The 22,016-nt window shown below is 65.2% G+C and carries 21 protein-coding genes; 9 read left to right on the top strand and 12 right to left on the bottom strand.

Annotated elements, in window-relative coordinates:
* Positions 1-150: 150 nt before the first annotated feature.
* Together mshD and ACFI9K_RS15460 are read right to left on the bottom strand one after the other, a co-directional pair.
* Positions 151-1,056 (bottom strand): mycothiol synthase, encoded by a 906-nt coding sequence (mshD, locus tag ACFI9K_RS15465; RefSeq protein WP_462664322.1) that lies wholly within the window; start codon positions 1,054-1,056, stop codon positions 151-153.
* Positions 1,057-1,818, bottom strand: a complete 762-nt coding sequence (locus ACFI9K_RS15460) for a winged helix-turn-helix transcriptional regulator (protein ID WP_462664321.1) — start codon at positions 1,816-1,818, stop codon at positions 1,057-1,059. It lies immediately after the preceding gene.
* Between the two features lie 130 nt (positions 1,819-1,948).
* Between ACFI9K_RS15460 and ACFI9K_RS15455 the strand changes: the two genes are divergently transcribed.
* From ACFI9K_RS15455 to ACFI9K_RS15435, 5 genes are all read left to right on the top strand, one after another.
* Positions 1,949-2,728 (top strand): LmeA family phospholipid-binding protein, encoded by a 780-nt coding sequence (locus ACFI9K_RS15455; RefSeq protein WP_462664320.1) that lies wholly within the window; start codon positions 1,949-1,951, stop codon positions 2,726-2,728.
* Positions 2,725-3,144, top strand: coding sequence for a thioredoxin family protein (locus ACFI9K_RS15450; protein ID WP_462664319.1), 420 nt, complete (start codon positions 2,725-2,727; stop codon positions 3,142-3,144). The genes ACFI9K_RS15455 and ACFI9K_RS15450 overlap by 4 nt, the downstream gene beginning before the upstream one ends.
* Positions 3,145-3,395: 251 nt before the next feature.
* A complete protein-coding gene (locus ACFI9K_RS15445; RefSeq protein ID WP_462664318.1) occupies positions 3,396-3,866 on the top strand; it encodes a DUF4395 domain-containing protein in 471 nt (156 codons plus the stop codon).
* A gap of 79 nt (positions 3,867-3,945) precedes the next feature.
* On the top strand, positions 3,946-4,782 hold the full coding sequence (locus ACFI9K_RS15440; RefSeq protein ID WP_462664317.1) for a sulfurtransferase: 837 nt from the start codon (positions 3,946-3,948) through the stop codon (positions 4,780-4,782).
* 1 nt (position 4,783) lies between these two features.
* On the top strand, positions 4,784-5,089 hold the full coding sequence (locus ACFI9K_RS15435) for a DUF1416 domain-containing protein (protein ID WP_032376387.1): 306 nt from the start codon (positions 4,784-4,786) through the stop codon (positions 5,087-5,089).
* Positions 5,090-5,155: 66 nt separating this feature from the next.
* On the opposite strand, the gene ACFI9K_RS15430 is transcribed toward ACFI9K_RS15435, so the two are convergent.
* Complete coding sequence (locus ACFI9K_RS15430) at positions 5,156-6,730, bottom strand: cutinase family protein (RefSeq protein ID WP_462664316.1); 1,575 nt, start codon at positions 6,728-6,730, stop codon at positions 5,156-5,158.
* 388 nt (positions 6,731-7,118) lie between these two features.
* Here ACFI9K_RS15430 and ACFI9K_RS15425 point away from each other — a divergent pair, with 388 nt between their 5' ends.
* Positions 7,119-7,739 (top strand): heme-binding beta-barrel domain-containing protein, encoded by a 621-nt coding sequence (locus tag ACFI9K_RS15425; protein WP_462664461.1) that lies wholly within the window; start codon positions 7,119-7,121, stop codon positions 7,737-7,739.
* A 177-nt stretch (positions 7,740-7,916) separates the two neighbouring features.
* Here ACFI9K_RS15425 and ACFI9K_RS15420 read toward each other — a convergent pair whose 3' ends face one another.
* From ACFI9K_RS15420 to ACFI9K_RS15400, 5 genes are all read right to left on the bottom strand, one after another.
* Positions 7,917-9,518, bottom strand: a complete 1,602-nt coding sequence (locus tag ACFI9K_RS15420; RefSeq protein WP_462664315.1) for an ATP-binding cassette domain-containing protein — start codon at positions 9,516-9,518, stop codon at positions 7,917-7,919.
* Positions 9,511-11,274, bottom strand: coding sequence for a thiol reductant ABC exporter subunit CydD (gene cydD / locus ACFI9K_RS15415; RefSeq protein WP_462664314.1), 1,764 nt, complete (start codon positions 11,272-11,274; stop codon positions 9,511-9,513). The genes ACFI9K_RS15420 and cydD overlap by 8 nt, the downstream gene beginning before the upstream one ends.
* The gene (cydB, locus tag ACFI9K_RS15410; protein ID WP_462664313.1) at positions 11,196-12,233 is read right to left on the bottom strand and encodes a cytochrome d ubiquinol oxidase subunit II; all 1,038 of its coding nucleotides are present in this window, start codon (positions 12,231-12,233) and stop codon (positions 11,196-11,198) included. The genes cydD and cydB overlap by 79 nt, the downstream gene beginning before the upstream one ends.
* A gap of 9 nt (positions 12,234-12,242) precedes the next feature.
* Positions 12,243-13,712, bottom strand: coding sequence for a cytochrome ubiquinol oxidase subunit I (locus ACFI9K_RS15405; protein WP_462664312.1), 1,470 nt, complete (start codon positions 13,710-13,712; stop codon positions 12,243-12,245).
* A gap of 131 nt (positions 13,713-13,843) precedes the next feature.
* Positions 13,844-14,710, bottom strand: a complete 867-nt coding sequence (locus ACFI9K_RS15400) for an aminodeoxychorismate lyase (RefSeq protein ID WP_462664311.1) — start codon at positions 14,708-14,710, stop codon at positions 13,844-13,846.
* Positions 14,711-14,865: 155 nt separating this feature from the next.
* Between ACFI9K_RS15400 and ygfZ the strand changes: the two genes are divergently transcribed.
* The 3 genes from ygfZ (at position 14,866) to ACFI9K_RS15385 (ending at position 17,064) form a co-directional block, all read left to right on the top strand.
* A complete protein-coding gene (gene ygfZ / locus ACFI9K_RS15395) occupies positions 14,866-15,987 on the top strand; it encodes a CAF17-like 4Fe-4S cluster assembly/insertion protein YgfZ (protein ID WP_462664310.1) in 1,122 nt (373 codons plus the stop codon).
* A complete protein-coding gene (locus ACFI9K_RS15390; protein ID WP_462664309.1) occupies positions 15,984-16,622 on the top strand; it encodes an MOSC domain-containing protein in 639 nt (212 codons plus the stop codon). Before ygfZ ends, ACFI9K_RS15390 begins: the two co-directional genes overlap by 4 nt.
* A 247-nt stretch (positions 16,623-16,869) precedes the next feature.
* Positions 16,870-17,064 (top strand): DUF3073 domain-containing protein, encoded by a 195-nt coding sequence (locus ACFI9K_RS15385; RefSeq protein WP_008719426.1) that lies wholly within the window; start codon positions 16,870-16,872, stop codon positions 17,062-17,064.
* A 104-nt stretch (positions 17,065-17,168) separates the two neighbouring features.
* Here ACFI9K_RS15385 and purM read toward each other — a convergent pair whose 3' ends face one another.
* The 4 genes from purM to ACFI9K_RS15365 form a co-directional block, all read right to left on the bottom strand.
* Positions 17,169-18,269 (bottom strand): phosphoribosylformylglycinamidine cyclo-ligase, encoded by a 1,101-nt coding sequence (gene purM, locus ACFI9K_RS15380; protein WP_462664308.1) that lies wholly within the window; start codon positions 18,267-18,269, stop codon positions 17,169-17,171.
* A gap of 93 nt (positions 18,270-18,362) precedes the next feature.
* Positions 18,363-20,000, bottom strand: a complete 1,638-nt coding sequence (locus tag ACFI9K_RS15375) for an ABC transporter ATP-binding protein (RefSeq protein WP_462664307.1) — start codon at positions 19,998-20,000, stop codon at positions 18,363-18,365.
* Positions 19,997-20,965 carry an ABC transporter permease gene (locus ACFI9K_RS15370; protein ID WP_462664306.1) on the bottom strand — a complete coding sequence of 323 codons (969 nt, stop codon included), beginning with the start codon at positions 20,963-20,965 and terminating at the stop codon, positions 19,997-19,999. The genes ACFI9K_RS15375 and ACFI9K_RS15370 overlap by 4 nt, the downstream gene beginning before the upstream one ends.
* Entirely contained in the window at positions 20,965-21,951 is a 987-nt protein-coding gene (locus ACFI9K_RS15365) for an ABC transporter permease (protein WP_462664460.1), read from the bottom strand. Before ACFI9K_RS15365 ends, ACFI9K_RS15370 begins: the two co-directional genes overlap by 1 nt.
* Positions 21,952-22,016 lie beyond the last annotated feature (65 nt).

The following is a 22,016-nucleotide window of genomic DNA, read 5'->3' as shown; positions in this document are numbered from 1 at the left end:
GCCGAGCAGTGACTGTGTGGGTGCCGGCTCGAAAGAAACCTCGCACCAGGCGGCGTGGGTTGCCGCCCAGAGAGAAAGGTAGGGGCAGGTGGTAGACGTTTACCCCCGCGTGGGTGAACGGAAGATGAACACCGTGCTGGAAATGTCCGTTTACGAGGTGCGCCCGTACGCAGCATCGACGTGATAGTTCTCGAACCCGAGCTTGGTGTAGGTGTGCACGGCGGCAGTGTTGTCTGCCTCGACGTACAGCATGATCTGCTCCAGTTCACGACCGCGCAGATAGTGCAGACCCGCCAGCGTCAGCACCCGGCCCAGTCCACGGCCCTGGGACTGCGGATCGATACCGACCACGTACACCTCACCGATGGCCGGGTCGTTGTTGTCCGCCGCGTGCACTTTCGTCCAGTGAAAGCCGAGCAGGTGGTCGCTGCCTTCCTCGAACGCCAGGAACAGACCTGCCGGATCGAACCAGGCTTCGTCGCGCCGCGAGGCAATGTCGCGGTCCGTCCAACCACCCTGCTCGGGATGCCACGAGAATGCCGCGTTGTTGACCCGCAGCAGCTCTGCATCGTCCTGATGACCACGATAGGTACGAAGCGTAATACCCTCCGGCACAACGACATCGGGAAGATCAGGAGTCGCCGATGCCCGACGCATCTGCAGCAACTCCCGAACGACCTTCAACTCGAGTCGAGCCGCTACGGACTGCGCCGCGGGCAAGTTTCCATGAGCCCAGATTCGCGTCTCGGATCCGAGATCGAGTGCGCCGGAAACCAATCGACGGCCGATACCGCGATCACGATACGGCGGATCCACGACCGCCTCGGCCATACCGTCGGCGATCCCGACGTACCCGACGACTCGATCACCGTCGGTGGCGACGAGACGAGCGATATCGTCACCCGCGTCGACAGCCTTGACGGCCTGCTCGGACAACGGTGCAGTGCCGTCGACTTCGGTTGCCCGAGAGAGGATTTGATGAATTTCGTAGGAGACGCGGGAAGACGGTGCGTTGCCGTCGATGGGGTGGACGTCGAACGCAGTATCCGAACTCATCTACGAGAGCGTACTCTCCTGCTCGAACTCGAAATCCGCATCGTCGGCATCCCCGCCCGCGTCGCCCGACGCAGCTGGGCCACCCTTGGAGTTGCGTGCGGGCCGGACTGCCTTGTATCCCACGTTGCGCACGGTTCCGATGAGCGATTCGTACTCGGTGCCGAGCTTGGCACGCAGGCGTCGAACATGGACGTCGACGGTGCGCGTACCACCGAAGAAGTCGTAGCCCCACACTTCCTGCAGCAGCTGGGCGCGCGTGAACACCCGGCCTGCGTGCTGAGCCAGGTATTTCAGCAGCTCGAATTCCTTGTAGGTCAGGTCGAGCGGACGCCCGCGCAGTCTCGCGGTGTACGTGCCCTCGTCGATGATCAATTCGCCGAGCGTGATCTTGCCCGAGGTCTCCGGGCTCGCCACGCCGCCGCTGCGGCCGACCAACAGTCGCAGCCGCGCGTCCAACTCGGCCGGGCCGGTACCGGGAAGCAGGATGTCGTCGAGGCCCCAGTCGGAGTTGACGGCCACGAGCCCGCCCTCGGTGAGGACGGCGACGACGGGGATGGCCGATCCGGTACTGCCGAGCAGACGGCACAGACCACGTGCCGCAGCCAGGTCGGTGCGGGCGTCCACGAGTGCGACGTCGGCCGAACCCGCTTCGAGAAGCGAGGAGACCTCGGTGGGCACCGGGCGTACGTGATGGGCGAGAAGAGCAAGGGACGGAAGAACGCCCTCCGGATTGGGATCGGAGGTCAGTAGTAGGAGCTCCACTGCGTCTCCATTCTTGCTGCTGGCCGGTCCAACCCGAGCTGGATTGGAGTGTTCGTCAAGGACACAGACTAGCTTGTCCGTACAACCGGCCGAAGCGGGCAGTGCGGCACCCGTCGGTCACAATGGACGCGTGCGCACACTTCTCATCGGACTCGTCAGCCTGCTGGCCCTCGCACTCGTCGTCGATTTCGGTGCGGCGGCCTATTCCGAGTACCGGGTCTCGCGCGCTATTCGCGCCGGGGGCGAGCTCACCTCCGACCCCCAGGTGATCGTGCACGGCTTCCCGTTCCTGACCCAGGCGGCGAACGGTCGCTACCAGAACATCGAGATCAGGGCTCAGGACGTACCGACCGAATACGTCGGCTCGACGACGATCGAGGCCAATCTGCGCGGAGTGCACATCGCGCTGTCGGATTTGATCGACAACAACGTGCGGGCCATTCCGGTCGACGAGCTCGACGGCCGGGTTCGCATCGAGGCAACCGACCTCGGCCGGTTCCTCGGCATCGTCGACCTGCAGGTTTCCGCGCCTCCGGCCGACAAGTCCGACGGTACGGGCGGCTCCGGCGGCTCGGGCAAGACGACGACCGGAGGCGTGGTCCTGACCGGAACGGTGCCGGTCGGCCCGCTGCAGACGACGGTGAGCGTGGAAGCCGACCTGCTGCTCGAAGGAGACAGCGTCGCCATCGTGGCATCGGACTTCTACTTCGGTCCGGAAGGTCGAGCGGACTTCACGATTCCCGACTTCGCCAAGCCGACGGTGCTCGGGTTGTTCACCAAGACCATCGAGCGGCAGAACCTGCCGTTCGGCTTGCTTCCGACCGACGTGTACGCCGAGGGGTCGCAGATCGTCATCGAGGGTTCGGGCGACAACGTGACCATCGACCTCAACGAGATCGACAAGCCGTGACAGGGATCACAGTTCTGTTGGTCGTGGCGGCCCTTGCCGTGGCTACCGGATTGTTTCTCCGCAGCCGATCCGGTGCCGTGCGAGCAGTGCGCACCGACGACTCGGACACGGACGCTCTACGACCGCTTCTGCTCGAGGCGGGCGTCACGACCGACACCGCGACCGTGCTGCACTTCTCGGCGGACTGGTGCGGACCGTGTGCGGCCGTCCGTCGTGTCGTCGGGCAGGTACTGAACGACCGCAGTGGGGCCCGCGAAGTGGAACTCGACATCGATGCTCACCCGGTTCTCGCTCGCGAACTGGGAGTGCTGTCGTTGCCCACCACATTCGTGCTCGACGCAGACCTGCGTCGGCGCTCCCGAATTGCCGGAGTTCCGTCGGCGGCGGCGCTGCGGTCCGCGCTCGACGCTCTGTGACCACGCGCGATCGGGCCGGCGGTTCGACGCGCCGCTGGTAGCGGGTAAGATGCTCTTCGTGTTCTCCCGCCACGAGCTGATGCTCACCAGTCGACGCACGGTTGATCTGTGCCGACTGGGCGGTTGTTGCTGTCGCTGCTGCTGATTTCCTTCTGCCGCCACGCCCATGCGTGATGTCGGCCCAAGACAGGAATCCTCGTCCGAGCACTGCCCAGGTGGCGTGCCCCGGCCCCGCACAGGAGTACTTCTCTATGTCGACACCCGACACCCATACCGACTCACCCACGATCGATCAGGTCGACGTCCGCGGCCCGCGCTTCGCAGCGTGGATCACCACCGCCGTCCTGGTCGCCGTACTTCTCCTGACCACGTTCTCGGTCCCCGCAGCGGCAATCCTGCTCGGGCTACAGGCGATCGTGTTCGCGATCGGAGCCGTCCGCGGACCCAAGCACAGTCCGTACGGCACGATCTTCGCGACGTTCGTCGCACCACGGCTCTCCCCGACCAGCGAACGCGAGCCGGTGGCTCCGTTGAAGTTCGCTCAGCTGGTGGGATTCGTGTTCGCCGCCGTCGGAGTTCTCGGCTTCGCGCTGGGCGCTCCTGTCGTCGGCACCGTGGCAGCGGGCTTCGCCCTGTTCGCGGCGTTCCTCAACGCCGCGTTCGCAGTCTGCCTCGGGTGCATGATCTACCCTCTCGCGGCGCGAGTACGCAGCACCTCCTGAACCGGGTCGTGTCGCAGGCTCCACTCCTGTCCTGACACCCCTTCCTCCGATCCGTACAAGAAAGACCGAAAGGAACACCATGGCTCGCTCCGACGTCCTGGTCTCTGCCGACTGGGCCGAGCAGAACCTGAACGCACCGAAGATCGTCTTCGTCGAGGTCGACGAAGACGCCAGCGCCTACGACGGCGGACACATCGAAGGTGCGGTCAAGCTCGACTGGCGCAAGGACCTGCAGGACCCGGTTCGCCGCGACTTCCTGGGCCAGGAGCAGTTCTCGGACCTGCTGTCGGCGAAGGGCATCGGCAACGACGACACCGTCGTCCTGTACGGCGGAAACAACAACTGGTTCGCCGCCTACGCCTACTGGTACTTCAAGCTCTACGGCCACCAGGACGTCAAGCTCATCGACGGTGGACGCAAGAAGTGGGAACTGGACGGACGCCCACTGTCGAAGGACGTCGTCAGCCGGGAGACCACGCAGTACCGCGCCGAGGCTCCCGACCTGTCGATCCGCGCTTTCCGCGACGAGGTCATCGACGCCATCGGCAACAAGAACCTGATCGACGTGCGTTCGCCGGACGAGTTCTCCGGCAAGATCCTCGCCCCGGCGCACCTGCCGCAGGAGCAGGCCCAGCAGCGTGGCCACGTGCCGTCGGCGATCAACATCCCGTGGAGCACCACCGCCAACGAGGACGGCACGTTCAAGTCCGACGACGCGCTCGAAGAGCTGTACAAGGCCAAGGGCTACGACGACGACAAGGCCACCATCGCCTACTGCCGTATCGGTGAGCGTTCGAGCCACACCTGGTTCGTCCTCAAGGAGCTCCTGGGCAAGGAAGACGTCAAGAACTACGACGGCAGCTGGGTCGAGTACGGCTCCCTCGTCGGAGCACCCATCGAGTTGGAGGTTCACTGATATGTGTGGAGCACCCGTTCAGGGCCAGACCATCCCCGCAGGCGTCGACGTGGAGAAGGAAACGGTCATCACCGGTCGCGTCCTCGCCGGCGACGGTGAGCCGGTAGCCGGCGCGTTCGTGCGCCTGCTCGACGGCACCGGCGAATTCACCGCCGAGGTCGTCGCGTCGGGCACCGGAGACTTCCGCTTCTTCGCCGCGCCCGGTCAGTGGACGCTGCGTGCGCTGTCCGCGTCGGGCAACGGAGACACCGTCATAGCGCCCGAGGGCGCAGGCGTGCACTCGGCCGACGTCACCGTCGGAGTCTGATTCACCGCTCGTACAAGAGAAGAACCCCGCACCTGCTCGGCAGGTGCGGGGTTCTTTTGTTGGGTCCTAGCCGGTGGCCGGTACCGGTTCGGGAACGGTGGAGTACTGCGGCGGGAACAGTCCCTCCGGAAGCGGGATGCCCTGCGACTCGAGGAAAGCACCGAGGTCACTGACGCGGGTCTGCGTTCCAGGTTCCGGCAGCAATCGTGGCTCCGGGGCCGGCGCTGGTGCTTCGGGTGCTTCGGGTGCCGATGGAACAGCCGGGGCCTCGGCCGGCGGAGTGTTCTTCTTTTCCCGTTCGGTGCGCGCGAGATCGGTCACCCACGCGACCATTTTCTCGCTCTCCCATTCGACGCCGTCGTTGGGATCGTTGTACCAGTAGGACAGGTGCTGCAGGAAGCCGATCGCCAGGTACGGACCGAGGACGACGTCGACGATGCCCTTGTTGTTGTCCACCAGGCCTTCGCCCTCGGCGCGCAACTTCGCCTTCACGGTCTCCGCTCCCGGGCCGAGCGCCCAGTTGAGATCGGCCAGGAGCTGGTCGGGTGACAGCGCCGCGACGGCCTGCGCGTCGTCCACCTGATACTGCCGGTCGGACACCTTGACCAGGACCTGTAGGAGCGTCTCGTCCGATTCGAGCCAAGACTTGTTCGTGGCGATGTCGATGATCGCGCGGGTGGCGATGGTGGCGACCGTCCGTCCGAAATCGGAGACGGTCTGTACCGGGTTGAGCAGGGTCAACCGCATCTGACCCAGCACGCCGAGCGCCAGCTGAAGTAATTCGATCTTGTCCGGCGCGTCGCACGCAAGGTCGTAGGGCCGGCACGACCACGTCATCTTGTCGGTCATCGAACCGTAGTCCCGGGGCGACTGGTCCATGAAGCCGCCGAGCGACTGGCCCGGCTCGTCCCCGAAGTTCGGTACACCGGCGGGGCGGTAGGGCGACCCGACCATGATGACGCCGACGACGTCGTCGGACGTGACCAGTGCGTTTCGATCACGATGTCCGAGGTCGACCGACACTCGATCGAGCACCTCACCGCCGACGCTGTACCCGAGCAGTGCGAACTTGGTCTTCTCACCGCACTTGGTCTTGTACTCGTCCATCAGGCGATTGGTCGAGGCGATGCCGTCGGCGATCGACTCCTGGTAGGTGGGCACGTTGTCGAGCACATCGAAGCCGTACGTCGAGGAATACGGCACGTAGAGCCAGCCGACGGAACCGGGGCTGTCCGCATTCGCCTCACCGACAGGAACGGTGACGTTACCGACCCAGTTCGACGCGATCGTCTGAGCTTCTTCGTTGAGCGGATTACGATCCGAGGCCGAGTCGGTGGCTCCGGACACTGCCAACAGCAGCACGTCCGGGCAGTCCTGCGCGTAGTTGTTGGGATCGATGTTCGGCCCCCGAGACGAACCGAAATCGGCGGAACCGGAGTCCGACGAACCCGACTCCGACGAGCCAGAATCCGATGAGCCCGAATCCGGCGCGGCCAGCGCAGCAGCGGGAGCTGCAAGCGCTAACGCCAGTGAGACGACCGCCGATCGGAGCAACACGGAACCGAACGACGATGTCAGAACACGCTTACGACGCAGCATTTCTGCAGAGACCTCCCCAGCTTTCAACCCAACAGCCTTCACCAGACGGTGGATACGTCGGCAATGGCGCACAAGAGCCCGACGCCCCCGGGAAGAAGGTACATGCTCGCGCCGATTTCGCCATCACTACGAGTGATACAGAGCACTACGCGCCACCGCGAGCGTGGTGTGTCACCAATGCCACAGCCCACCGGAAGGGCCGTTGTCATCGATCGAGCCGGTCGCGGGTTAAACTCCGTACCGTGGTCATCTTCTTCGAGTTGTTGCTGGTCCTTGCGGCAATAGCCATCATCGCCTTCTCGCTCTACGTCGTCTACCGACTGGTCAACGACGAATCGTGACGGATCCGGTTGCGGGGCAACCCGGCAGTGCTGACGAAGGCAGGGGCGACGAGAGTCGCGACGCCACCGTCACCAGCGGGGACGAAGCGATAGCGGCGGCCGAACAGAAGTTCGCCGAGGCGTCGACGCGCAACGTCCCGGTGCTACCGGACATCCCGCACCCCGACGACACGGCGAATCTCCGCCTCGGGCCCGACCTGCACCCGTCGATGTTGGCCCTGCTGCCGCTCGTCGGAGTGTGGCGCGGCGAAGGCGAGGGGCACGATCCCGAGCTGGGTACCGACTACCCCTTCGGGCAGCAGATCGTGATCACCCATGACGGTGGTAGCTACTTGAGCTGGGAGTCGCGCTCCTGGCGGCTGGATTCGGACGGAAACTACGCGCACCCCGACCTCCGCGAGAGCGGATTCTGGCGGGTCAGCGGTGGCAATGGATTCAAGGGTTCCGAGGACGAAGAGGTCATCGAACTCCTGCTCAGCCACAGCACCGGGGTCGTTGAACTCTATTACGGACACGCGCTCACCAAGTCGTCCTGGGAACTCGCCACCGACGTCGTCATCCGCAGTACCTCGGGTGCCTTGGTCGGCGGTGCACGCCGACTGTACGGAATCGTCGAGGGAGGCGATCTGGCGTACGTCGAGGAACGTGTCGTCGCCGATGGCCCACTCGCACCGCGGTTGTCTGCACGTCTGTCGCGCTACATCGGCTGACTTTCTTTCTGCTCGTTGCATGCGAACGGCCCCCGAGCCATACCTGATTTCAGGTCCCGACCGGACAGGTCGGGGGCTCGGGGGCCGGGTAGCTGCCTGGGATTCGCTTGCCGCTCGCGCGGTCTTCGCAGTGAATCCGTCAGCGATAGCGGCTAGCTGACAGCCACCTCACGCGTCCTAGAGTTCATCAACTTCAGACCACCTCCTCTCTCGTGTACTCCCAACGTACGCCGGAGATCCGGAGTCGGCAAAGGGTTTTTTCGCAGTCCGTTTTCCGAGGTCGATCACCTGGTCGGCGTCGGTGTTCTCGGGCAACTGATGGGTGACGACCACCACTGTTCGCTCGGCTCCGAACAGCCCGCCGTCGGTGGTGAGGAGTTCTCGCAGTATCTGTTCGCCGGAGTGTCGGTCGAGGTGCTCGGTCGGCTCGTCCAACAGCACGACGGGCGCGGTACTCAACAGTGCACGGGCGAGCAGCAGTCGACGGCGCTCTCCACCCGACACCGCCTGCGCGCCGCCGACCAACCTCGTGTGCACGCCGCGGGGCAATGCGTCGAGCCACGGGCCGAGACCCGCTCGTCGCAGTGCCTGCGTTGCCTGGTGTTCGTCCACATCGCCCCGCACCACCCGCAGATTCTCGAGAATCGACGTGTCGAACAGATGCGCGTCCTCCGCGAACAGCGCTGCCTCCGAGCCGTATTCCTCGGCGAGTGCGCGCAACATCGTCGTCTTTCCCGATCCGCTGGGCCCGATGAGAGCGCTTCGCGCATGTGCGCGGACGTTCGTAGCAGGGGTCGAGCTTCTGGTCACATGGGGCGGAGCCGCATCGAGCATGGTCATGATTCGGGTAGCCGCGATTCGTCCGCGCATCAGTGCGATCGCCGCCCCGGGGAGCGCTGCGGTCGCCTCGAATGCAGCCAGTGGAACCAAGACGACGATCGCCAGGGCCATCGGCGTCATCCCGCCCGAGGTACCGCCGTCCGGTCCGTACAGGCCGATTCCGACGAGCAACGATCCGATCACCGACGCTCCGATCGACAACGGCCCAGCGGCATCGGCCAGGGCCGACGGACGGGCGGCGCGGTCGCGTGCCACCACCGAATCCCGGGCTGCGACATCGGCTTCGGCGAGTGTCGCGTCCAATCGCCGGGCCACTCGTAGTTCCGCCGCATGGTCGAGTGCGCGGACGGCCGTCTCGGCGAACCGCGCGTCTGCCTCGGCACCGGATTCCTCGGCCATCCGTGCCGACTGCGCTGCCAGCATCGGAGCGCCCACTCCGGCGACAAGCAGTGCCACGGCCAGGATCGCGGCGGCAGCAGGCGCGATACTGGCGAGCAGACCCACCGCCGCGAGCATCATCACGACGCTGACACAGATGGGCACGATGGCCCGCACCACGACGTCGCCGAGCACGTCCACGTCCGCCCCGGTGCGAGCGAGCACGTCTCCACGTCGCAGAGCGATCGCGCCGTTCCCGTTCGCCAATCTCTCGTAGATTCCCGTGCGGGCTGCCGTCGTTCCGCGCAGCGCCGCGTCGTGGGTGGTCAAACGTTCGAGATACCTGAACACGCCACGCGAAATACCCAGTGCCCGAACGGCTACGACGGCTACCGACAGGTCCAGCACCGGCGGCATCTGCCAGGCTCGGGTGATCAGCCACGCAGACAGCGCGGCCAGAGCCAGCGCACTACCGAGCGTCGCCACTCCGGCAGCCACTGCCACCGCCACGCGCCGCGGCGAGAGCCCCAACAATGTCAAGGCTCGGCGCAGGTCAGACATGATCGAACTCCGGTTGCCGGGCGGCGTCACGGCGCACGTCGACCACTCGGTCGGCGGCGTGCAGAACCGACCGCCGATGACCGACCACGACCACGGTGACACCCCGGTCGGCCGCGTCTCGAACAGCCTGCAGCACAGTCTTTTCGCGCACTGCATCGAGATGCGCAGTCGGCTCGTCCAGGATCATCACCGGCGCAGTCGAGACGAGGGTGCGGGTGAGCGCCAGACGCTGCAGTTCGCCGAGCGAGAGACCCACTCCGCCCTGCCCGATACGAGTGTTCCAGCCGTCGGGATGATCTCGGAGAACCTCGTCGAAGCCGGCCGAAAGGCACGCCGCGTCCAAGGCATCCGAATCGGGCAGACCGTGCAGGGTGACGTTCTCGTAGAGGGTGCCGGGCAACAACACCGGCCGCTGTGGGAGCCACGCCACCTGTGCCCACCACTGGGCGAGGTCGAGGTCGGCCACCGGCACTCCGCCGATCTTCACCGATCCACTCGACGGCGAGGTCAGTCCCAGGATCGCCTGTAGCGCAGTCGTTTTACCTGCACCGTTCGGTCCGGTCAACACCGTGACGGTCCCCGCACGGCATACCGCGCTCAGCCCGGCCGGAGCCTCGCCGTCCCGACTGGCAACGCTGAGCCCGTCGAGTTCGATGTCCGCGGCCCAGGCGTCGACGGTTCTGCCCCCGTTCGGCCGAACCGTGCTCCGATCCAGTACTCGAAAGGCTCGACTCGCGGCCTCGACGCCGTCCTCGGCCGCGTGGAACTGGGTGCCCACGGCCCGAAGCGGGAGGTAGACCTCGGGTGCGAGGATCAACGCGACGAGTCCTGCTTCGAGTGTCATCTCCCCGAACACCAGCCGCAGTCCGATACCGACGGCCACCAGCGCGACACACAGGGTCGCGAGAAGTTCCAGAACCATGGACGACAGGAAGGCAACCTTCAACGCGCGCATCGTCGTTCGTCGATGCGCGTCGCCCAGTGCCCGCACACGAGCCGCGGGGCCGTGTTCGCGCCTCAGCGCGCGCAGCGTCGGCAAACCCGCCAACAGATCGAGCAACTGAGCCGTCAGCCGAGTCATCGTGGCGAGTGTCGCAGCCGCACGCCCCTTGGTCAGCAGGCCGATCAGGATCATGAAGATCGGAATCAGCGGGAGAGTCACTGCAATGATCACCGCCGACGTGATGTCCTGGGCGAAGATGACGATCAGCACCGCTGGGGTGACGATAACGGCAGACACCAGAGCCGGTACGTAGCCGGTCAGGTACGCACGTAATCCACCGATGGCGCGGGTCACGACGACCGCCAACTCGTCACGTTCGGCGTCGAGCTCCCGAGGATCGAACGCGGTTGCAGCGGTGAGTACCTCGAGTTCGAGCTCGGCCACCACCCGAGATGCCGAGCGGTGCGCGTATCGAGACTGAGCTGCCGTGGCGAGCACGCGAACTGCCGTCGCACATGCCAGCACCGCCAGCTCCGCCGTCCAGTCGGACACCGACCTGGCCGCCGGGTCGGTGATGACGCCGGCCAGAACGCGGCCGATCTCGAGCGCGCTCACGACGATGCACAGAGTGCCCACGGTCGACAGCGCGACTGTCGCGACGAGGTAGCCGCGGGCCGAGCGGGAGTACTTCCACAGTCTGGGATCGATCGGCCCTCTCGGTCGAGTGGGCGCACTCACGATTTCACCGACAGTCCGATCGAATCGGGTATCTGAGCACTCGAAATGCGTTGCCGGAAGACCCAGTACGTCCATGCCTGGTAGCCGATGACGACGGGTGCTGCGAAGGCTGCGGCCCAGGTCATCACCTTCAACGTGTACGGGCTGGACGACGCGTTCGCGATGGTGAGATCGAAGGCGGCATCGGTGCTCGACGGCATGACGTTGGGGAACAGTGATGCGAACAGCAGCACCACGACGGCAACGATGGCAATGCAGGTGAAGACGAAGGCCCAGCCTTCGCGTACCTTCGCCGTCAGCGCGACGACGAGCAGCAGTGCCACTGCTGCCACCGCGATGAGCACCCAGGTCCAGGTCTTGCCGTACGCGAGCTGTGTCCACAGCGCGAATGCTCCACCGATGAGTGCTGCCGGAACCGACAGTCGCACGGCCATTTTCACCGCGTCCTCGTGGACGTCCCCCGAGGTCTTGAGCGCGATGAAGACCGCACCGTGCAGTGCGAACACCGCCGCCATCGTTACTCCCCCGAGCACTGCGTACGGGTTGATCAGATCGAAGAAACCTGCGGTGACCTTCTTGTTCGCGTCGATCGCGACTCCGCGCACGATATTGGCGAACGCGACGCCCCACAGCACTGCCGGAACCCACGAGCCGATGCCGATACCGATGTCGCAGCGTCGACGCCACACCGGGTCGTCGATCTTGCCGCGCCATTCGATGGCGCAGATGCGCAGGATCAAGGCCACCAGGATCAACAGCAGGGGCAGGTAGAAGCCCGAGAACAGCGTGGCGTACCACTCCGGGAACGCTGCGAACAGAGCGCCGCCGGCGGTGATGAGCCAAACTTCGTTGCCGTCCCAGACCGGGCCGATGGTGTTCAGGACGGCGCGCCTGCGCTTCTCCCCCGTCTCGGGATCGGGATGCCGTCCCAGTAGGGGCATGAGCATGCCGACGCCGAAGTCGAAGCCTTCGAGCACGAAGTAGCCGACGAAGAAGAACGCGATGAGCAGAAACCAGACTTCGGGCAGTGACATGGCTATCCCCTAGTACGCGAACGAGAGCTGTTTGGGCTCATCGTCTTCCGATTCCGGCGGTTCGACGTGCGGATGCGCGTCGTGGTCGAGCGGCCCTTCGATCACGTAGCGACGAAGCAGGTAGAACCACACGCCGCCGAGCGCGGCGTAGAGCACCGTGAACGTCACCAACGAGGCGAGAACGAGGCCGACGGGATGGTCGGATACACCCTGATCGACGGTGAGCCGGATCTGGTCCACTCCCGACAGGTTGGGCGCGACAACCCATGGCTGACGACCCATTTCGGTGAATATCCAGCCGGCGCTGTTGGCCAGGAACGGGGTCGGAATGGCCAGCAGTGACAGCCACGAGAACCATTTCTGGTCGGGAATACGGCCACCTCGGGTGACCCACAGTCCCGCCACGGCGAGCAGGGCCGAGCCTGCGGCCAGACCGATCATCATCCGGAATGCCCAGTAGGTGACGAACAGGTTGGGCCTGTAGTTGCCCGGACCGAATTGCTGCTCGTACTGAGCCTGTAGTTGGTTGACGCCCTGCACGGTGGCACCGAAGTCGTTCTCCGCCAGGAACGACGTGAGGCCGGGGATCGAAATCAGGTGCACCACGGATTCGCAGTTGTTGTGGGTTCCCACGGTCAGGAGAGAAAAGCTAGCTCCGGTTTCGGTGTCGCACAACGATTCCGCGGATGCCATCTTCATCGGTTGCTGCTCGAACATGAGCTTGCCCTGAATGTCTCCGGTGACCGCGAGCGCACCTCCTGCAGCGATCATGACGATGAAGGACATCCGTGCTGCCGATCGAAACATCGTGCGTGAATCATGGGCAGAGTTGTCCAGCTTCTTCTTTCGGTTCTCGCGGACCATCCACCAGCCCGAGATTCCGGCGACGAATGTCGCTGCGGTGAGGAATGCGCCTGCCACGGCGTGCGGAAATGCCGCCAGCGCAGTGTTGTTGGTGAGCAGTGCCCAGATGTCGGTCAGCTCGGCGCGACCGGTTGCCTCGTTGTAGATCGCGCCGACGGGATGTTGCATCCAGGAGTTGGCCGCGATGATGAAGTAGGCCGAGGCGTTGACGCCGATGGCGACGAGCCAAATGGTCGCCAGGTGAACGACTTTGGGGAGTCTGCTCCACCCGAAGATCCACAACCCGAGGAACGTGGACTCCAGGAAGAAGGCGACCAGCCCTTCGAGCGCCAGGGGCGCGCCGAACACGTCACCGACGAAGCGGGAGTATTCACTCCAGTTCATCCCGAACTGGAACTCCTGCACGATGCCGGTGGCAACCCCGAGTGCGAAGTTGATGAGGAACAGCTTGCCGAAGAATTTGGTCAGTCGGTACCAGGAGTCCTTGCCGGTGATCACCCACATGGTCTGCATGGCGGCCACCATCGGCGCGAGGCCGATCGTGAGAGGTACGAGAATGAAGTGGTAAACGGTGGTGATACCGAACTGCCACCGCGAGACATCCAACGCGTCCATCGCTACTCCGAACTCTTCCACCCGAGCTGTGACGGGCAACACCGCAGGTCAGGGCATTTGCCCGCGACTGATTCGAATGTACTACTACGAGTAGTAGTAGGGAAGAGTTCGCTCGCAGGGTCGTCGGTCACCTAGCGCGTCGAGGCGACGTCCACAGCTCGATCGACCATCTCGGACACCTGTTCGCCGCTCCCCGGACGCCCCAGAACGACGCCGTTCATCGTGGTGACCCGAGCCGCGAGAGTGACACTCGAAACTAGCCAAACACTATCTGCGGCAATGAGATCCGCCGGATAGACGTGACCGCGCTCGCAGGTCCAGCCGGCAGTCTCGGCTACCTCGAACAACGCGTCGACGGTGGTGCCGGCCAGGATGCCTTGCTCCACCGACGGTGTGATGAGTGTCTTACCTCGCGCCAGCACCACGGTCGACCGCGGGCCTTCCAACACCCGGCCTTCGCTGCTGAGGTAGATCACGTCGTCCGCGCCTTGCGTCACCGCGTGTCGCAGAGCAGCCATGTTGGTCGCGTAGGACAGGGTTTTCGCGCCGGCGAGCTGCCACGGGGCAGTAGCCGAAAAATTCACCGAATAGCCTCGATCGAGCGTGATCACCGATACCCCGTCCGCTCGTGCTGTGCGTACTCGCGGGGGCAACGGCCCCACCGTGGCGAATGCCGTCGGCTCGCCGCCACTCTCGCGTCCGCGACTGAGCACCAGCCGTAGTACGCCCTCGTCCGGCGTGCTCTCTGCCCAGAGGCCGACGGACGTGGCGATCACCGTTCGCCACTCGCCGAGGTCGGGAGCAGGCAGATCCAGGGCCTTCGCCGACGCTGCCAGACGGGCCAGATGCCTCTCCACCGAGCAGGCTGCGCCGCCGCGCACGAGCAGAGTCTCGAATACCCCATCGCCGCGTACGGCGGCCAGGTCGTCGGCGAACAACAACGGTTGTCCGGCATCGTGCACTCGGCCGTCCAACGTCACCACTACCGATTCGGGCATGGCCGTCACTGTAGAGCAGGCGGTCAGTCGGCTCGATCGGCCTGCGCCATCGCACCGGGGTCGAAGCCCTCGACAACAACGGGTTCGGCACCGCGGTATCGAACGCGGTGACCGTGGGTAGAACGTCGAGCGTCGCAGGCTCCTACTATGGGGTGGTGTCCGATTCCGTGACGATCAGTCCCAGCCCTCTTCTCACTCTTCCCGGTGCAGTTCCTTCTCCGGACGACAGCGTCGACGCCGGGGTGGCCTGGCACTACGGCAACCCGTTCGGCGAACAGCGCGACGCCGTCAGCGCGGCCGCAGTCATCGATCGATCCCACCGCTTCGTTCTCGCCATCAGCGGCGACGAACGTCTGAGCTGGTTGAACACCATCTCGAGTCAACTCGTCTCCACCTTGCCCGACGGCAGCTCGGCCGAGAACCTCAGCCTGGACGTCAACGGCCGCATCGAGCACCACTTCGTCCAGACCGATCTCGACGGCGTGACGTACATCGACACCGAACGCGCGGCCGGACCGGATCTGCTGTCGTTTCTGAAGAAGATGGTGTTCTGGGCCAAGGCCGAACCCCGCGAGGCCGACGAATTGGCCGTTCTCACCGTCCTCGGATCCGACGCGGCGACGGTTCTCGACAAGGCCGGTGTACCGGCTCCGAGCGAGATCTACGGGGCAGCGGCGATCGACGGTGGTGGCTTCGTCAGGCGGATGCCGTGGCCCGGCCGCAACTCGTACGACGTGGTGATCCCCCGCGCGAACCTGACCGAGTGGTTCCTCCGTCTTCGCGACGCCGGTGCCGCCCCGGCCGGAACCTGGGCGTTCGACGCGTTGCGGGTGGAGTCGTTGCGTCCCCGCGTGGGCGTGGACACCGACGAGAAGACCATTCCGCACGAGGTTCGCTGGATCGGCAGTGCCGCCGAGTTCGGTGCCGTGCATCTGGAGAAGGGCTGCTACCGCGGCCAGGAGACGGTCTCGCGGGTGCACAACCTCGGTCGGCCGCCGCGTCACCTGGTACTGCTGCATCTCGACGGTTCCGCGGACGGCCGGCCCAGTACGGGCGATCCGGTCACCGCAGGCGGACGGTCGGTGGGGCGTCTGGGTACCGTCATCGACCACTTCGAGCTCGGCCCGATCGCCCTGGCTCTGCTCAAGAGAACGATTCCGGTGGACACCGCACTCGACGCGGGTCCGTGTGCGGCGTCGATCGATCCGGATTCGATTCCGGCCTACGACGACGTTCAGGCCGGCCGCGCGGCTGTCGACCGCCTGCGCGGCCGGTGACCGGGACCGTTCTCGCTGTCTGCGTCGTGCACGCCGATGTTCCGTTCGGACGTCGCGGGGTCGTGGCCAGCGGCATCGACAAGAGGCCCGTCGACGGCCCGGTGGATGTGCACGAGCTCGGCATCGGCGGGGACCACTGCCGGGACACGAAGTTCCACGGCGGTCTCGATCAGGCGGTGTATGCCTACGACGAGGCCGAAGCGAGGTACTGGGCCGACGAGCTCGGCGTGCCGGTTCCGCCGGGTCGATTCGGCGAGAACCTTCGCACCGAAGGTGTAGCGGTGACCGATGCAGTGATCGGGTCCAGGTGGCGCGTCGGAACGGTGGCCCTGGAGGTGACGATCGCCCGCAAGCCCTGTGGAACGTTCGCGCGGTGGATGGACGAGCCGAAGTGGATCCGTCGTTTCGCGGATCGAGGTGATGTGGGCGCGTATCTCCGGGTTGTCGAACCTGGTGTCTTCCGCAGCGGCGACGCCGTGGCGGTGGAGTCGGTGCCGCAGCACGGGGTGACGGTTCGCGAGTTGTTCCGAGGCAGCGACGCGACCGCGATGGCCACTCTGCTCGACGAGCCCGGTTTGGCACCGAAGGTCTATCGCGACGCGGCAGCGGCGCTGAAAGTGTCGCGGAGGCCATGACGCGCAGCACGTAGTTTTCGTGTCGAATCGCGAAGATAGTTTGCCTGTGCACGGATATGTGCAGGTACAGGCAGCGCGGGCACGTGTCCCGGGCGTGTCGCGCCATGGGACCCATCACCGACACGTGGCACCGTATGCGCATCGCGGCGATTCGCGCGCTAGAGTGTGTGCCAGGAAGAAATACCAACTCTAACGGGGCCGCCAAATTTCCCCAGGCCGCCCCGCAAGTCCGCGAGGGGGCACCGCCATGGGCCGAGGCAGGGCTAAGGCAAAGCAGACAAAAGTCGCTCGTGAGCTCAAGTACAGCTCGCCGACAACGGACTTGGAGAGTCTGCAGAAAGAACTCTCCGGTGGTTCGTCCAACTCCCATCGTGGCATCCACTCGGACTCGGATGTGCATTCCCGAGTCGAGGAAGACGAGTACGAGGACTGGCGACGCTAGTTTTGTGCACTGAACGACTGAGGGGGAGCCGCTCTGCGGCTCCCCCTCACTTGTTCGTTCACTGCTCGGGCGATTGATATCGCGCCGAGTCAGAACCCTGCCGTTCAGAACCTCGGGTGGTTGCCCTGAAGCAGAGCACGCTCTGCGGCGACGTCCTTGCCGTTGGCTTTCTTGACCGTGCCCAGAGTCCAGCAATCGATGTGACGTGCGGTCAGTACGGCCAGCGCTCGGTCGACGTCCTCGGGTGCCACGATCGCGACCATGCCGACACCCATGTTGAACGTCTGCTCCATCTCGGCCCGCTCGACGCGGCCGCGCTGAGCGATGAGCGAGAAGATCGGAGCCGGGCTCCACGTGGTGCGGTCGAGCTCGGCCACCAGACCCTCGGGCATCACCCGGGAGAGGTTGTTGGCCAGTCCGCCGCCGGTGACGTGGCAGAACGTGCGCACGTCGGTCTCGGCTGCGAGCGCGAGGCAATCCTTGGCGTAGATCTTGGTGGGCTCGAGCAGTTCTTCGCCCAGTGTGCGACCGAACTCCTCGACGTGTCCGCCGAGGTCCATGTGGTTGATCTCGAGGAGCACCTTGCGGGCCAGGGAGTAGCCGTTGGAGTGCAGACCGGACGAGCCCATGGCGATGACCACGTCACCGGGACGCACGCGGTCGGGGCCGAGGACCGAATCGGCTTCGACGACGCCGATGCCGGTGGCCGAGAGATCGTAATCGCCGTCGGCCATCAGTCCCGGGTGCTCGGCGGTCTCGCCTCCGAGGAGTGCGCAACCGGCGATGATGCAACCCTCGGCGATGCCCTTGACCAGTTCTGCGACCTGCTCGGGAACCACGCGGCCCACGGCGATGTAGTCCTGCAGGAACAGCGGTTCGGCTCCACAGACGACGAGGTCGTCGACGACCATCGCCACCAGATCGAGGCCGAGTGTGTCGTGCTTGCCGAGGGCCTGCGCCACGGCGACCTTGGTACCGACGCCGTCGGTCGAGGCCGCCAGGACCGGCTCACGGTAGTCACCCTTGAGCGCGAAGAGACCGGCGAAACCGCCGAGACCGCCCATCACCTCGGGCCTGCTGGCCTTCTTGGCGAGCGGCGCGAACAGCTGCACTGCTCGGTCTCCTGCGGCGATGTCGACCCCGGCCGCCGCGTAGGAGGCACCGCCCGAGTGAGTTGCGCTCGTGGGTTGGGATTCCTCGGTCATTCGGCTCCAGCCTGTGTACTCGTTCATGTCAGCGCCCGTTCAGAGCGCAGATAGCGCCCTAACGGTACCGGAGTGCCCGGTCAGGAGAAGAACTCACGTGTGCAGCCGCTTACCGGGAATCGCCGCCAACAGTTTCTTGGTGTAGTCCGCCTCCGGGGATCGCAGAATCTTCCATGGCGTTCCCTCCTCGACTATTCCGCCGTTGCGCAGCACGACCACCCGATGCGCGACGCGATCCACCACGGCGAGGTCGTGGCTGATGAACAGGCATGCGAAACCGAACTCCTGCTGCAGCGCCTCGAACAGGTCCAGCACTGCGGCCTGCACCGAGACGTCGAGCGCGCTGGTCGGCTCGTCCGCCACCACCAGATCCGGGCCCAGCACCAGGGCGCGCGCCAGGCTCACGCGCTGCCGCTGCCCACCGGACAGCTCGTGCGGGTACCGCTTGTCGGTGCCCGAGGGCAGTTGCACGGCGTCGAGAAGCTCGGTCGTTCGGGCCGCGATCGCGTCCTTGGAGCCGTACTTGTGCACGATCATCGGCTCGGCGATGCACTGCCCGACGGTCAGCCGCGGATTCAGTGACGCCGACGGGTCCTGGAAGACGAAGCCGAACCGTTTGCGCAGGGGCTTGAGCTTGCGTTCGCTGACCCCGGCGATGCCGGTTCCCATCACCGTCACGCTGCCGCTGGTCGGCTTCTGCAGCGCGGCAACACATCTGCCGATGGTCGATTTGCCCGAGCCGGATTCACCCACCAGGCCGAGGGTTTCGCCCCGGTGGATGGTGAGCGAGACGTCGTCGACTGCCCGGAATGCCGGCGAGCCGACTCCACCGGAGAACTGCACCACCAGCCGCGAGACCTCGAGCACCGGTTCGCCGGAGGTGTCGACGGTCTTGTCCGACTCCACCGCAGCGAGAGTCGGAACCGCGGCCAGCAGTTTCTTGGTGTAGTCGTCGGCGGGGGCGTCGAACAATTGCTCCACCGGCGCTTCCTCGACGACTCGGCCGTTCTGCATCACGACGACGCGATCCGCCAGGTCGGATACGACTCCCATGCTGTGGGTGATCAGCACGATGGCGCAGCCCAACCGGTCCTTGAGATCACGCAGCAGCTCGAGGATCTCGGCCTGCACCGTGACGTCGAGGGCGGTGGTCGGCTCGTCGGCGATGATGACCTTGGCCTCGCACGAAATGGCGATCGCGATCATGACGCGTTGCTTCTGCCCACCCGAGAGTTCGTGCGGGTAGTACGAGAAGCGCTGCTCGGGGCTGGGCAGCCCCACCATCGTCAACAATTCGATTGCCCGGGACTTGGCATCCTTGGCAGACATTCGCTTACCGTCGTCGCGCGAGTGCGCCCGGAGTGCTTCGACGATCTGATACCCGATGGTGAACAGCGGATCCAGCGCACTGCCCGGTTCCTGGAACACCATCGAAATCTTGTTGCCGCGCAATTGCGCCCACGCCTTGCTGCTCAGCCTCGTCACGTCCTGGCCACCGAGCACCACGTGTCCGTCGACGCGGGCGGTGTCGGGGAGCAGGCCGATCGCGGATCGCACGCTGACGGATTTACCCGAGCCGGACTCCCCCACCACGGCGAGTACTTCGCCTGGATACACCTCGAACGAGACCTCGGTGACGGCGTCGACTTCACCGGCATCGGTGAGAAACGTGACCGACAACGACGTCACCGACAGTGCGGACTCTCGTGGAGTCACAACGCTCGATGTCATACCTTCACCGCCTTCTTGAACTTCTTGCGGGTGCGCAGCAACGGATTCATTGTCTCGCTGGCACTTTCGCCCACCATGGTCAGACCGAGTACCACCAGCACGATGCCGAGGCCCGGGAACACCGACGTCCACCAGATGCCGTTGGAGATATCGGGCAGCGCCTTGTTGATGTCGTAGCCCCATTCCGAGGCGGACGTCGGTTCGATGCCGAATCCGAGGAACCCGAGCCCGGCCAGGGTCAGAATGGCCTCGGCCCCGTTGAGCGTGATGATGACCGGCAGTGTCTGCACCACGTTGGCGAGGATGTGGCGGAACAGAATTCGCGGTGTGCCCGCTCCGGTGACTCGAGCGGCATCGACATACGGTTCGGTCTTGACCGCCACCGTGGCGTTGCGGACCACGCGGAAGTACTGCGGCACGAAGATGGCCGTGATGGCGATGGCCGCGGATGCGATGCCGCCGAAACTCGACGACTGGCCGCCTGCGACGACGATCGAGATGACGACCGCCAGCAGCAGGGATGGGAACGCGTACATCGCATCCATGAACAGCACGAGCACGCGGTCGAACCAGCGGCCGATGTAACCCGAGGCGAGCCCGAGAGGAACGCCGATGACGAGCGAGAGAATCAGCGACGAGGCGATCACCATCAATGCCGTTCTGGCACCGTAGATCACGCGAGAGAACACGTCCTCACCGCGCACCGAGGTGCCGAACCAGTGCTCGGCGGACGGCGCTGCCTGGCGTGCGAAATCCGCACCACCGTCGCTGGTCTGCGAGAAAGCGTACGGCGCGAGCAGCGGAGCGAACAGTGCTGCGAGAACGAACGCCACCATCAGCGCGAGCCCGACGATCAGCGTCACACGCTGCAGCCCCGAGGTCGATTTCACGAACGCGACGCCGGGAATTCCTCGACGGTGTGGACGGGTGGGAGGTACGTCGGACAGCACGACTTCGGTGCTCATCAGAACCTCACTCTCGGGTCGATGAGGGCAACGATCGCGTCGGTGACGAAACTGACGACGGCGACCACCACGGCCAGGAACGTCACGATGCCCTGCACCGCAACGAAATCGCGCTGCTGCAGGTACCGGGCGAGTTCGTATCCCAGGCCCTGCCACTCGAAGGTGGTCTCGGTGAGCACCGCGCCGCCGAGCAGTACTGCGATCTGCAGGCCGATGACGGTGACGATGGGAATCATCGCGTTGCGGAAGGCATGACGCCTCGTCACGGTGCCCTCACTCAACCCGCGCGCGCGAGCGGCATCGACGAACGGTGCCTGCAACGTCTGGATCAGGTTGACGCGCACCAGCCGTAGGAACACGCCGGCCGTCAACAGGCCGAGGGCGAGCGCAGGCAGCACCGCGTGCTCGAGCACGTCGACGGTGTAGCCCGTGTCGCCGTACAGGAACGAATCGACGATCAGAATGTTGGTCTTGGGAGAGACGTTCTGCAGTGCCAGTTCCACATTGGTACTGGCCCGCCCGGCGACCGGCAGCCAGCCGAGCTTGACGGCGAACAGCAGCTTGAGCAGCATGCCGACGAAGAACACCGGTGCCGCGTACGCCAGGATCGCGAAGATGCGCAACGAGGCGTCGCCGAACCGGTCTCGATGGGTGGCGGCGAAGAAACCGAGCGGGATGCCGACGGCGAACGCCACCAGCAACGCCCAGAACGCCAATTCCAGAGTGGCTGCACCGTTGACGAGCAACACATCGCTGATCGCGCGGTTGTCGGTCGCGGAACGGCCGAAGTCGCCGCGCAGCAGACCGGTCAGGTACTCCCAGTACTGCGTCAGAATCGGCCGGTCGTAACCGGCCTCGGCCTTGCGTTGAGCAATCTGTTCGGCAGGGAGGCGGCCACCGAGGGCCGCCGTGATCGGATCACCGATCACGCGCATCAGAAAGAAAACGACGGTGACGAGAATCCAGGCAGTCGGAATGATCAGCAGAAATCTGACCCCGAGATAAGGGGCGAGCGCGCGTTTTCTTGAGGGCGCGCTCGCCTGCTGTGCTT

It is taken from the genome of Rhodococcus sp. PSi06 (assembly GCF_054960675.1).
Note: the sequence above shows the minus strand (reverse complement) of the source record. Positions and strands in the feature narration are given on the sequence as shown.